This is a genomic window from Desulfoluna sp., assembly GCF_030145185.1.
GTDB lineage: Bacteria > Desulfobacterota > Desulfobacteria > Desulfobacterales > Desulfolunaceae > Desulfoluna.
In genome coordinates this window covers 1-14,016 of the sequence record NZ_JAQYWB010000075.1, presented here as the reverse complement: position 1 = coordinate 14,016, position 14,016 = coordinate 1, and the positions used below count along the sequence as shown (strand labels likewise).

The following is a 14,016-nucleotide window of genomic DNA, read 5'->3' as shown; positions in this document are numbered from 1 at the left end:
CTATTCACTTTTCACTGTCCCCTATTCACTATTCACCATCTTCCGCCCCCGACTTTCTCACCCCCCATTATGGTACTTCTACCAATTGCTTTTCCTCTCGTCCGATTGTAGGTTGAATCATCAACGGACTAAGCGAAGCCAAGAGAGAAAATTCAGGAGAACACATGGCGATCAACATCGTGCTTGCAGACGACCACAATATCATCCGGGAAGGCCTTGCCGCCCTGCTCTCCAACCACCCCGACATGGAGGTGGTGGCCCAGGCGAACAATGGTCGGGACGCTGTCAAACACGCTCTCAAGCTGAACCCCGACATCGTGGTCATGGACATCAGCATGCCGGACTTAAACGGCATCGAGGCCACCCGCATGATCAAAGGGGAGAACCCAAAGATAAAGGTCATCGCCCTGTCGGTTCACACCGGAAGGCGCTTTATCACCGGGATGCTCAAGGCCGGGGTCTCCGGTTACATGCTGAAGCACTGCGCCATTGACGAACTTCTCAAAGCCATCACCCTGGTCCACGCAAACAAGTCCTACTTAAGCCCTGAGATCGCGGGCACCGTGATGACCGACTACGCCAACAACTTCGTCACGGAAGAGGAACCCACCCCCTTAAGCCTTCGGGAACGCGAGGTCCTGCAGCTGGTGGCCGAAGGGATGACCTCGGATCAGATCGCCGGCCAGCTCAACGTCACCACCAAAACTGTCTCTGCCCACCGCCAGCAGGTGATGAAAAAACTGAACCTCGGCAGCATCGCCGAGCTGACCAAATATGCCATTCGCGAAGGCATGGTGACCCTGGATTAGCCCGGGTATGTCATAAAAAAACGATCGCCCCAAAGAAATAAGACATTTCGTGAAATATCCGGGTTAGGGGCATCGGCCCCACACATCATTTTTTAAGTTTCGGGAGACGGTTTAGCCCCTCTCCTGAACGCGGCTCCCCGTGGATGTTCCGGGGGGGACAGGGGAGCCGCTTTTTTCCACCCCGCGTTTTTTCCATTCAACGCAAGATTCAGACACACCCCCTTAACGATAAAACAGACCCTTCAGCATCACGGTCAATAAACCGGAAGCCATTTCTGCGTCCAGAGTTCTCGGCAGGTTAAAAGTCCTGAACAACGGCAAAAAATGACAACCCGTCAAGTCAGTGGCTCCACACCGGGCATACCCCCTTTTTCAAGGGCTAAAATAGAAAACCCCGAACACAAAGACTCACCCTGTACACGTAAGGAGAATGAAATGAAACTGCAAATGAAGATGAGCTTTTTGAGTCTGATTGTCGCCCTGTTGCTGGTGGCCGGCTGTGGCAGCAGCAATGGAACCACCCCTGCTGTGGATACTCCCGACAACGTCAGTGGGATTGTTGCCGATGGATATCTGGTGGGCGCAAAGGTTTTTTCCGACCGCAACGGAAACAAACGCTGGGATGAGGGCGAACCCTTCACAAAAACCCTTCCTGGAGGAAAATATAAACTGGAGGGAGACGATCTGGATCAATACCCTCTGGTCGTTGAAGTATCAGTCACCGTCATTGATGAAGACACAGGACAGGCCGTGGGCAAACCCTACGTGTTATCGGCTCCCATGGGCAAACCAGAGTTTATCAGCCCGATCACAACCTTGGTTCAGGCCCGCGTTGAAAAAGACGGGCTGACGGTTGATGACGCTGAAGAGGCCGTTCAAAATCAGCTGGGAACCAGTGCAGACCTTTTTTCCGACTACATTGAAACAGGGGGGACACCGACCGAGGACCAGAAAAACCTTCGGAAAGTCGCTCAGGTCGTGGCCAATGCTTTTGGAGCATTTCAAGAGCAGATAGAAGCCAAGGCAATGGGCTCCTCCAAGGTAAATATCGATGAAGACTACGGGGCCATGATTGCCGTTGTCGTAAAAGAGGTTGAGGCCAAACTGACACAGATCGTTGCGGCCGTTAAAGATCTTGATGATGAAATCATCCCACCTGATGCGATGGATTCCATTGTGGATGATATCGATAATGATATGGAAGACCTGGATATTGAAGAGGAAGTGGAAGAGACAACGACGCCTCAAGCGAATGCAAAAGCCACCGATATTCTGGGAAGCTGGGACATTACCGAAGACGACGGCAACAGCAATATACTCACTTTTATCGATGAATCGCGCTACATCATGATCCACGAGAAGGAAGAGGCTGACGAAGGACAGGAAGCTGGTTCTGTGGAGTACGGAACCTATACCTGGAATACAACCACTGGGGCTTTTGAAGTGTTTGTCACCGGCCTCAATGACGGTGACGGTTTTGGCGGCTTGTGGGACGAAAGATCAGTCTGGGCAACCGCGACGGTCAAAAACAACGCCCTGGTCCTCGTGCACACAGACAATGATCTTGATGACGAATACGAGGCAGACGACTATTACGATGTCACATTGACTCGAATTCCAAACCCTGTCCATTCTCTTCAGGGTGCCTACATTCTTTCATCAGAGGATGATGCAGACGATATCCACGTGCTCACCTTTCTTTCAGATACCAAATATGTCATTGCCCACACCAAAAATGAAGAGAATGACTATGCACCATTTGCACAGGCTCTCTCCGGTGAGTTTGGGACCTATAACTACGATCCCATCAGCAACGTTTTTAAGGTAACAGATGCACATGTCGAAACGGATGCTGATGGGGGGCTTTTCAATAAGAATGAGGAGGAAGATCAGCAAGGCGAGTCGATGTTCATTACAACCGGTGGCAGCCTGGTGTTCTCCGCCGACACCGACGAGGACCCGGTCTATTTCCAACGAATTGCTGCAACACCAGGCCCCGCCTACCTGCAATCCGATCTGACGGGGACCTGGTACTCCACGGAAGCCGTAACGCCCAACAAGACGGGAGCGGTCGCCGCCAACAGCTTCACAGAGGCAGGCACCCTGACCGTTCAAAGCAATGGCGAATACAGATGGGAGACCAAAGACGCCGCTGCGAAGGCCGTTATCGAAACCGGAACCCTCACCTTAACAGACGCAAAAAAAGGAACCCTCAGCGACTCTGAGGCCACCGAAAATTTAGGCTGGTACATAAACGCAGGCAAAGATGTCATGACCCTCGTTTTCGACGACACCGAAGGAAATGATCAGGGGACCCTCACCTTTGTAAAAAAAGCGACAGCCCTCTATGCCGCCTCCGATTTGACAGGTACCTGGAATTCTGTGGGGCTCGGAACCCCGAACACGGAAGGAGGAAACGGCGAGTATTGGGCGGAAGCCGATGCGATGACGGTTGCGGAAAACGGTTCATACGAGTGGAAAATCGACGATGAAAAAGGGACCTTAGCCATTTCAAAAGATGGGGAGGTCAGTTCAACGGTGAACACCGAGGAGACGGTAGGCTGGTTCATGAACGCTGGAAAAGATGTGATGGCCACGGTCTTTAACGACACCAGCAGCGAGGAACAGGGAACCTTGCTTTTCGTCAAACCCGCAAGCGACTGTACGCTGACCGACCTCACCGGCATCTGGCACACCACGGTGGCCGCGACTCCGACGGAGGATGGCTCCCTCGCTAAAAACACCTGCGCCGAAGCAGGCACGATAATCATCGATGCCGGCGGGAAATACCACTGGAATACAACCGACGATGATGAAGACAGTGGCACCCTGACCGTCACTGCGGAAGGCGTGGTCTCGGATGGAAGCACCGAAACCCTCGGCTGGTACTTAAGCTCCGGCAAAGACGTGATGATCATGGTGTTCAGCGACAGCGAGCCTGGGGATGAGGAGCAAGGCATCATCACCTTCGTCAAACAACCCTAAAACAAAAGGGTGGGGCCAGGCAACTCTGCAGCCGGTAAGCGCCAGCGAACCGGCTGCCACCTGGGATCCAGGGGGGCCTCCCCTGGCCGCCGGAGTTATTCCGGTTAATGTCAACCTATGAGTCACCAGTGAAAAGCCGTCGGCTCACGCATGTGCGACGCACGATGCTGACCATCACACGTCGGGCGAATGCGGATGCATTTCAGTTTCAAGAGGCGCCTCCCGATGCGCATTCGTAAACCCGCTTTCAAAGTTGCGCCACCTTGTTAATCATGCCCCCAGTTCAAATACCTGCGAAACAGCTGAATACTGCCGTCCAGACAGAACCCCAGGAGGCCGATGGCGAGCACCGTGGCCATGAGGAGATCGTACTCCATGGTATCCCGGGCGTCGTTGATGATGTAGCCCAGGCCGCTGGAGACCCCTAAGAATTCGGCGGGGACGAGGACGATCCAGGCGACCCCGAGGGCGAGGCGCAGGCTCGTCAGGATATAGGGAATGGAGGCGGGAATGACGATTCGGGTGAGGACCTGCCGGTCCGTGGCGCCCTGGTTCCGGGCCATCATGATCCAGCCGGGGTTGACCCGCACCACCCCCAGGGAGGTGTTCAAAATAATGGGCCAGACCGTGGCCATGGTGATGATAAAGCAGATGGCCGTCTCAAAGCTGGAAAAAATAAGCAGGGCGATGGGCATCCAGGACAGAGGGCTCACCATGCGCAGAAACTGCATGGGTGGATAGGTGAGGATCCGGATCTTTTTATAAAAGCCGAGGAGAAGCCCCACGGGAAAGCCCACGATAAAAGCAATGAGAATCCCCAGACAGACCCGGGAGAGGCTGGCCCCCACCGAGGCCCAGAAGTGAGCGCTCATCCCAAGGCGCACCAGCCCCTTGAGGGTGGGGCCAGGCAAAAACCCCTGAAAATGGACAAGGTCTGATCGGCTGAAGAGAAAATAGCCCCCGATGGCCCAGAGGCCGACAAAAAAAAGGAAGCCGACAAGGCCCATGAAGACGCCGCTGTTCATCATCTTTTCCGCATAGGGTTGTGGGGTATAGACGGACTGTTTTTTCAAGTATCTCTCAATCACATTCATCATAGTTCACGGTTCAATCCGGCTACACCGAAATGATCTCCTCCCGATGGAAGGGGTTGTCAAGGTGGCCGTACGAGAATTTATCGGGGCCGCCCACGGCCTCAATAGCCCGGGTGACGAAGCGATCGTCCACGAGGTCCGCGGCGGCCACCTCTGGATTCAGGGTGCGCAAAAAGCCCACATCCCCTTCGACGAGGGTTCGCCCCAACTCTCCGACCAGAAGCCGGGTGGCTGACGGATAGGGCCAGGGCTGAAAACCGATACGCTCCATCTGCCACTCCGGATGGTGGATGGCACCGGTGCCACCCGTGTTGCCATACACGGAGAAATCGTACCCGGAGAAGGCCCGGTGCAGAATTTTTTCGTCCATGGGAAGATAATTCCCGCCTTGCCGACTGAGGATATGGGCCGCTTCGCTGCGGTTTCCCGTAATCCAGAGTTGGGCCCGAACGATGGCGTTCATCGCCTTCTGGGTAAAGACCGGCTGACGGGCAATCAGCCCCTCGTTCATCACCACCACGCAGCAGGGATGGTTCTTCCAGATATCCCCGGTAAACCGCATGATGCGGGCGCCGGTCTTCACTTCGCTGATGGCGTTGATGGGATCGGCCACAATGTACCCGTCAATTTTCCGTCCGGCAAGGGCCGCGGGCATCTCCGAAGGAGGAAGAACAAAAAGATTGACCTCGTTTGGGGCCAGGGGCACTGATTGTCGCTGAATCACCGGCTTCAGACCGAATGTTCTCAGGCCCATCTGAAGAATCACGTTGTGGATGGAGTACCAGTAAGGCACGGCGATCTGGTGACCGCCCAGATCCGCAAAACTTCGAATGGCCGAATCACCACGCACGGTGATGGCGCTGCCGTTGGTGTGGTTCCAGGCCAGGACCTTCACCGGCACCCGATTTTTAAACCGCATCCAGACCGGCATGGGGAACAGCATGTGGGTCAAATTGAATTTTCCGGAGAGAAAAGACTCCATGAGGGTGGACCAGTTTCGCACCCGCACCGGTTTTTTCAGGCGAAGCCCCTCTTCTTTAAAGTACCCCAGGGCGTGGGCGATGAGAAGCGGGGCCGAGTCGGTGATGGGCAGGTACCCCACTCGGAGTTCGGGCTCCCCGCCCGCAAAAATCGGCCCGACCAGCCCGGAGAGGCCCAGGGCGGAGCCGGCGACGGCCAGCCCGGACTGCCTCATAAAATCCCTGCGGGTAAAAGCCTGTTTCATGCGACCATCTCCTGAAACTGAGCCATGATCTCACGTTTCATTTCATAAATGACAGGATCGGCCGCATCCCGCGGGTAAGGCCTGTCAATGGTAAAATCGGCCATAATGTGTCCGGGCTCGCCGCCCAGAAGCACCACACGGTTTCCCAGAATCAGGGCTTCATCCAGGTCGTGGGTCACAAAAACCACGGTAATGGAGGTGTTCTGACGAATCCGGATCATCTCGCTATGAAGTTTGGTCCGCGTAAAGGTGTCCAGCGCCCCGAAGGGTTCGTCCATCAGAAGAAGATCTGGCCGCCCCATCAGCGCCCGGGCCAGACAGACACGCTGCTGCATGCCCAGGGAGAGCTCCCCGGGAAGATAACTCTCGTGCCCCCCCATGTGGACCCTTTCCAGGTAGCGACGCGCCCTGGGGAGGAGATCGTCGGTCTCCCCCCGAAGCCGACACCCGAAGGCAACGTTCTCTTCCACGGTGAGCCAAGGCAGCAGGGTGGGCTGCTGGGTGAGGAGGATGCGCGAGGGGTCGGGACGAGTCACAACGGCCCCGTCCACGGTGACCTCTCCGCTTGTGGGTGAAACCATGCCGGCCACGATATTAAGCAAGGTGGATTTACCACACCCGGACCGGCCAAGCACCACCAGAAAATCTCCCTGGGAGACGGTGAGCTGAACACCACCCAGAGCGGTCTTCCGCTTGCGCTTTGAGAGCTTAAATGATTTTGAAATGTCGCTGATTCGTATCTTGTCTGTCATGTTCCCTGTCTGTTCCACCGCTTTATCGAAGACTCCCGTACCACGCCCTGTTTAAATTCTCCCCCACACTGTGTTTTCGGTTGTTCCCAGCAAAGAGTTAAAGGGAAATATTGACGCCCCCCGCCACACCACCGTCATCCCACTTATTTTACTGTCATTTCACGATATTTGTTTTCCAACTGGCTCGGACTGGCGATGCCAGGATCCGATGGGGGGAGGAGGGATAGGCGATAGGTTAAAGGCGGGGGGCGGAAGGCGGAAGGCTGAAGGCTAAGGGCTAAGGGCTAAGGGCTAAGGGCTAAGGGCTAAGGGCTAAGGGCTGAAGGCTGAAGGCTAAGGGCGGAAGGCGGGGGGCAGAAGGCTAAAGGCAGAAGGCTGAAGGCAGGTGGCTGGAGGCTGGTGGCTGGTGGCGATGGGCTTAAATACAATGGCCGACATGGGAATCACGGCAAAAAAAAGGGCTGTTCACAGCCCCTTTTCCCGTGTAAATCTTCCCGATTTTCTCTGGTGTCACACCGCATTCCCCCAGATGTCATCCGGGATCTGGGTGTCCTCCTTTTCATCCCACACCTGTTTCACATGGCAGATCTCCTCCTCCACGGCCAGAAAACCGTCCACAATCTTCGGATCAAACTGGTTCCCCCGGCGCTGTTTGATGTCACTCAAGGCATCGGCCACTGTCCAGGCTTCTTTGTACGGACGCCTCATGGTCAGGGCATCGAACACATCGGCAAGGGCCACAATACGGGCACTCTCGGGAATCGCCTCCCCGGAAAGACCCATGGGATACCCGGAGCCATCCCACTTTTCATGGTGATAAAGGGCAATATCTGCGGCAAAATGAAACAACGGGGTATCGCTCCGGGAGAGAATGCTGTGGCCGATGGTGGTGTGACCTTTCATCACCTTCCATTCCGATTCGGAGAGTTTGGCCGGTTTTTTAAGGATCGTATCCGGGATGCCAATTTTGCCCGTATCGTGCATGGGGGCGGCCAGTTTCAACATGACAGCCCGATCCACATGCCATCCCACGCTTCGGGCAACGGTCTCGGCGTAATCCGCCATCCGCCAGATGTGGGCACCGGTGTTATCATCGTTAAAGTGCCCGGCCTCTCCCAGCATGTAGATGGCAGCCCTCTGACTGGATTCGAGCTCTGCGGTACGCTTCGCCACCAGCATATTGCAGGCCCTCTGCTCATCATAGAGATGCAGATGAGTCGCCACACGAGCCAGAACGAGAGGAGCAGAGACCGGCTTGGTGATGTAATCCACCCCCCCGACCCCAAACCCGCGGCGTTCGTCCTCCACCTCATCCATGGCGGTGACAAAAATCACCGGAATCGCAGCGGTCTGAGGAGCGGCCTTCAACCTCCGGCAGGTTTCGTAACCGTCCACCTCCGGCATCATGATATCCAGCAGCACCAGATCCGGTTTTACCTTGGCCGCAATGGACAGGGCCTTGGCCCCTCCCGAGGCAAAGGCCAGATCATATGTCGGCTGCAATATCTGGCCCAGCAGCTTGAGATTATTCGGTTCATCATCCACCAGCAGAACCTTCCAACGCTTGTCGCCTGTCATAAGCACCTCGCTTTACCGGCCGTCGCCGTCTGCCGGTCCGCCATCGGAGAGGGGCGACACAAAAGCCCCTCCTTCCATGTGAATCCCCAGACTTTCGGCCAGAGCCATCACCTTCACGCCGGCCGCGTCGAAGTCAAACCGTTCCAGTTCCTTGATCACCGGGGCAAGCTGTGGGGCCGTCAAATACCTCTGCAACTCAGAAAGAGAGGGCTCCACTGCCTGGGGGCTATACTGTTCCAAAGCAAGGCACAGGTCGCCAAAGAGCCGGGTCAGCACCGGAAAATCGAGCGGCTCTGTCGGGGCCTCGACCCGCAGATTAAAAGCCCCGGCCCCTTTAATCGATGCCCCCTCGATGGATGCTTCCACAATGGCAAGGGCTTCTGCCAACGCCCCCAACCGGCCCTGGGCCTCTGCAAAGCGCCCCTCCCTGATCTGGACGTTCATCTCTTCCACGACCGGAAACACTGCCACCAGGGAGAGATTGCCCGCGACCCCTTTCAGGGTATGAATCAGATACGCCACCTCTTCCAGCGCCCCCGTGTCAAAATGAGCCCGAAGGGTTTCGGTGACCGACCCATAACGCACAAGAAAATCTTTCAGAGCCTCCACAAAGGCGTCCCGGTTCCGCCAGGTGAGAAGACCCTGCTCCACATCCACACCCTTCAAAGGAGGCAGATCCGCACCCCCTGGAGCCCTCTCATCCGCCCCCACCCGCAGCCTGGAGGCCCCCCGTCCTTCCGGAACCACCTCCTCCATCACCCGAAAGAGGTGACGGAAATCGATGGGCTTGGACACCACGGCGTCCATCCCCGCCTCCAGGTCCTCCTCCCTCTCTTCTTTGGTGACGCTGGCCGTCATGGCGATGATGGGGACCGGCTCATCCCCCCTCTCCGCCTCTATTCCGCGAATCTGCCGGGTGGCCTCAAGGCCATCCATCACCGGCATCTGAATATCCATAAGCACCAGGTCAAACGCATCCCTGCCGATTGCATCCAGGGCCTCCCGGCCATTCCAGGCAAGACTCACCTCATGCCCCTGCCCCTCCAGGCGAATAGTGGCGAGTTTGACATTGGCCTCCACGTCTTCCACCAGCAAAACCCGAAAACAACGGGTTGGTTCAAGACGCGCACTTCCAGCCTCCTCTGCGTCTTCGAAGCGAGCCACACGGCGCAGATCGAGGGTAAACCAAAAGGTGCTGCCCTCCCCTTCGACACTCTCGACCGAGATAAAACCGTTCATGAGCCTCACCAGCTGGCTGGAGATCGTGGTCCCAAGGCCTGTTCCCCCGAATCGTCGGGTAATGGAGCTGTCTGCCTGGGAGAAAGGCTCAAAGATCTGTGCCAGGCGATCCGGCGCAATCCCGATCCCCGTATCCGTCACGGCAAACCGAAGTTTTCGGCCCTCCCCTTCTGGTTTCACGCTGACAAGGACCTCGCCCTCCTCCGTAAATTTAATGGCATTGCCAATCAAATTGATCAGAATCTGCTTGAGACGCAAGGCATCGCCTATAAAAAAACCGGCGAGGGCAGGGTGAATCTCCAGATGCATCTCAAGTCCCTTCTCCCGTGCCTTCACATTCATAATGTCACAGGTCTGATTCATCACCGTGGCAAGATGAAAGGGCTCTTCGTCGATCTGAAGTTTGCCGCTCTCCAGCTTGCTGATATCTAAAATGTCGTTGATCAGACTCAAGAGCCCCCGGGCAGAAGAGAGGGCCGTGTTCAGGTACTGGTGGATCTCCGTCGGCAGGGAGGACCCTTCAAGAGCCAGCTCCAGAAACCCCAGGATGGCATTCATGGGCGTCCGGATTTCATGGCTCATATTGGCCAGGAATTGGCTCTTGGCCCGGGTCGCGGCTTCGGCCTTGTCCCGTGCCGCCATAATCTCCAGCTCCATCTGCTTGCGCTCTGTGATGTCGACCAGCCAACCCAGGATGGCACTTTTTCGCTCATATTCAACGGTATAAAAAGTACTCAGCACATCGAGGGAATCCCTGTTTTGACCGTGCACAGAAAGCTCAAAATCTCGAACAATCCCCTTTTCCCGCATTTCAGCCAGGATCTCTTTCCGGTCTGCCTCATTGACATACAACTTGCGGGTCGAGTCCCCCACCTCCAGACCGGTGATCTCTGAAAACCGCGGGTTGATCCACTGCACCCTATCATCCACGGCAATGCCAACCCCCACCGGACTCGTCTCCAGGATCTTCTGCAGTTGCTCGCGCTCCATGGCCAGCTCACTCTGCGACTCGGCCAGCTTTGCAAGGGCCTCCTCCGCACGATTTTTCTGACCTGTGGCGTCCTGCATCAGCTGCAGGGCCCCTTTCTTCGCACGATCCAGGGCTTCATTGGAGGCCCTCAGTGCCTCGGTCTGACGCCGGCGATGCGTTTCAGCCTCACACCGCTCCCAAACATACCCCACCTGCCCCACCAGGGTTTCGATTAAGGGGACCAGCTGGGGAAGAACCGAGGCACGCCCCCGTTCCTGGGACCGAATGGTGAAGATCCCGACGCACTCCTCACCGGCAAAAAGAGGAAAGGTGGCACAGCTGCCAAATCCATGGACCCTCGCGCACTCGCGACAGGCCTCATAAAGCGGCGCTCCATCAACATCCGGGACGACAATCGCCTGACCGCCCTCCATCACCCGAAGCTGACACGGACACCGGCTTACCCAGAGCCTCGGTGCCTCTTCATCCCGCGGAAAAGGCAAAATCTCCCCCATCGTCCCGGCAATGCCAACAGACGCCATGGAGAGGGGAAGATGCTGAACCGTGGTGCGCTGGGCCACGGCGGCCAGCTCCTCGATGGTCTCACAGCGGGAGAGCTCTGTCCCGGCCTTGTGGAGCCCTTCGGCCCACGTCGCCCGCATGGCCACCGCCTCTTCCGCCTGCTTCTGCTTTAAAATCACCATCAGGTTGTTCATAAACAGATTCAGCTGACGAATATCGGACTCGTCATAGGCCTCCTGTTTGTTGCCCACACCGGCCACCCCCATGATGCGCTTCCCATCGAAGACGGGAATGCTCATGTGACGGACCAGCTCAAAATGGCCTTCCGGCAGCCCCTGCCTCCCGGCCAGGCTCTGATAATCGTTGTGAATCACCGCCCGCCTTTCCCTCACACAATCGGCCCACACGCCCGCTTTCTCCAGGGGATAATGGTCGGCTGACTCTGACCGGCACCCCTTCAGGACCTTCCGGGACCAGGCGTGCAACATGAGGCTCTTGAGCTCCTCATCATAAAAATGGAGATACCCCACCTCACTGCGGGTCAACCGAACCCCCTGCTCCAGGGCAAAATCGGTAAGCGCCTGCTCAGACGTCCACGTCCCCTGACTCAGCCGAAGCAGGGATTCCAGACGCTCCTCATCCAATTTCAGGGCCTCTTCCGCCGCCTTGATCTCCGTCACATCTTCGTGGGCCACCACCACCCGGGAAGACCTCGACGTATCCAGCCGGTTGGCCCTCAGGCTGAACCATCGTCGCGCCTTCGGGCTGTGCCTGGGGTAGGTGAGAAAAAAATCTTTCCGTTCCCCGCTGATCACCTGACGAATGCCCTCATACATTGCCGGAGTGTCTTCGTCCTCGGCCCCGGCAACCGTTCTGCACAGCTCCAGGTAATTCGTCCCGACGCCTCCGTCCTCTTCCCGGCTGCCGTTTTCAATGCCGAATTGGCGCCAGGCGGCGTTGACCGCCAAAATGGTGCCACTGCTTCCCAGCACCGCAATATGCGCGGAGAGCGCATCCAACACCGACTGCAGAAAAGATTCCGAGGCCCGCAGATTGGCCTCTGCCCTCTTCTGCTCTGTGATGTCCTTTCCCATGGAGAGCAGGGACATGACCCGCCCCTCCTCATCCATCACAGGCATCAGGGTAAAATCGACGTGGTGAGACCGTCCCCGGGTATCCTGATGAATGACTTCAAACCCCACACGACTTCCGGACACCGCATCCCGAACCGCCCCAATCACCTTTCCCTGGACCTCCGGCGAATGGCTCCACCAGGGGCCGTCCCAGAAGAGAGTCCCGAGGAGCTCGTCCCCTGTGCTACCCGTCATCTCCAAAGACATTCGGTTCACGTCCATAATACGGCCCGAGGTATCCAGAATCGCCATCAGCTGCACACTCTGGTCAAAAATGTCGCGAAACTTCTTCTCCCGCCTCTGCAGCTCTTCGTGACGTTCCTCTGCCACGGCCTCCCACTCATCCCGGGCCTTTTTCAGGTTGCGCTGGGTCTGTTCCGCATGGATCAAGATCACCCCCGACAAAAGGGTCATCAGCACCATGGTCAACCCGATCACACTCACCACCACACGCCGGTTGGCCCGGTAGGTGATCATCACCTCCTCTTCATCGATCTCGGCTGCCAACCCCATCTGCAAATCTGCATCCCACAGCCACGCCCCGAGCACACGCCTGCCCCGATAATCACGATACCCTGCGACATCCACCCCGGACTCCCCGGCGATGGCAGACCTCGCCATACGGGTCAGATCCTGCCCCACACCGAGACGCAAGACACGGGCGGTCAGGATGGAGGAGACCTTCGGGCTGAGAAGCCCCAGACCCACCAGCTCCTTTTCAAACCGACTCCGGGAAAGAAAAAACCCGTTGCGGTCGAAGGCATAGGTTTCGCCTGTCTTCCCGATATGCCCGATGCGGCAAAGCCGGGTAAAACTTTCCGACGGGTCCAGTCGCTGTGTCACCACGGCAAAGACCGAGCCGTCCTCCTGTCTCAGAGGCGCGGCGATAAAGCTGGTGGGTGCCCCACCCTTGACCGGCTCCGCGTCGCCCCGGTGCAGGGCCACATCGGAATGAATGGGCGGAACAAAAACGGTCTTCCCGGAAAAAACGGCGGCCATCAGGTCTGGACGCTGCTCGGCGATGAGATTTTTCAAGCCAATGTTTTCATCCCGCATGGAGCCGATATTGATAAAATCCTTCGAAATAATAAAAAAACCCTCTCCCCAGCGGATCGAGCCTGAATTCTGGAAATAGACCCGCAACGCCTTCAGGTTGTCACTTTCCAGAAGGGCCTTGCGATGCCGCGGAATCGTGGTCTGCACCTGTGCCAGTTCCACAAGCCGGGGGTCGCGGGCATACTCCTCCACAAACTCTGTTCGGCCCTCCATCCAAGCCGTCAGCGCCGCGTCCGTTGAGGCGAGGACAACCTCCAGGGATCGCCCCATGCCCTGCCGAATCCGTGTCTCCAGGTTTTGAATACCGAACCAGGCATAGGAGACAACGGCAGCCACCAGCACCGTCCCCGCGATCACACCCACCGCCTGGAACCCATAGGTACGCAGGACCGGGGGAAGTGCGCCTCCGGCCTGGCGAAGCAGCACCCACATACTGACGGTCAATAAAGCCAGGGTCAGCAGGGTCACCACCAGCATCTGCTCGATGCGTCCTGCCTCCCCCTCCTGCTCCGACGGCCCCCCTCTTTCCGTCGGCCTTGAGAGGGCACCTGCCATCCCTTCCTGGGAACGGTCACGCGTCTCCACACGCAGCTCAAAATCCCCGACGAGTGGGGGGGGCTCCTCCGGGATCAGGGGAAACGAACCCGACCCAT

At 57.1% G+C, this 14,016-nt stretch carries 7 protein-coding genes; 2 read left to right on the top strand and 5 right to left on the bottom strand.

Annotation, left to right across the window (positions count from 1 at the left end):
* Positions 1 to 164 precede the first annotated feature (164 nt).
* Positions 165 to 809 (top strand): response regulator transcription factor, encoded by a 645-nt coding sequence (locus Q1Q75_RS18915; protein ID WP_300673895.1) that lies wholly within the window; start codon positions 165 to 167, stop codon positions 807 to 809.
* A 435-nt stretch (positions 810 to 1,244) separates the two neighbouring features.
* Positions 1,245 to 3,794 carry a hypothetical protein gene (locus Q1Q75_RS18910; RefSeq protein WP_300673893.1) on the top strand — a complete coding sequence of 850 codons (2,550 nt, stop codon included), beginning with the start codon at positions 1,245 to 1,247 and terminating at the stop codon, positions 3,792 to 3,794.
* 266 nt (positions 3,795 to 4,060) lie between these two features.
* Here the strand turns inward: Q1Q75_RS18910 and Q1Q75_RS18905 are convergent, their stop codons facing one another.
* From Q1Q75_RS18905 to Q1Q75_RS18885, 5 genes are all read right to left on the bottom strand, one after another.
* Positions 4,061 to 4,867 carry an ABC transporter permease gene (locus Q1Q75_RS18905; protein WP_300673891.1) on the bottom strand — a complete coding sequence of 269 codons (807 nt, stop codon included), beginning with the start codon at positions 4,865 to 4,867 and terminating at the stop codon, positions 4,061 to 4,063.
* Positions 4,868 to 4,910: 43 nt separating this feature from the next.
* Entirely contained in the window at positions 4,911 to 6,113 is a 1,203-nt protein-coding gene (locus Q1Q75_RS18900; RefSeq protein WP_300673889.1) for an ABC transporter substrate-binding protein, read from the bottom strand.
* Positions 6,110 to 6,865 (bottom strand): ABC transporter ATP-binding protein, encoded by a 756-nt coding sequence (locus Q1Q75_RS18895; RefSeq protein WP_300673887.1) that lies wholly within the window; start codon positions 6,863 to 6,865, stop codon positions 6,110 to 6,112. Before Q1Q75_RS18895 ends, Q1Q75_RS18900 begins: the two co-directional genes overlap by 4 nt.
* Before the next feature lie 510 nt (positions 6,866 to 7,375).
* Entirely contained in the window at positions 7,376 to 8,443 is a 1,068-nt protein-coding gene (locus tag Q1Q75_RS18890) for an HD domain-containing phosphohydrolase (protein WP_300673884.1), read from the bottom strand.
* Between the two features lie 12 nt (positions 8,444 to 8,455).
* The gene (locus Q1Q75_RS18885; protein ID WP_300673882.1) at positions 8,456 to 13,948 is read right to left on the bottom strand and encodes a GAF domain-containing protein; all 5,493 of its coding nucleotides are present in this window, start codon (positions 13,946 to 13,948) and stop codon (positions 8,456 to 8,458) included.
* Positions 13,949 to 14,016 lie beyond the last annotated feature (68 nt).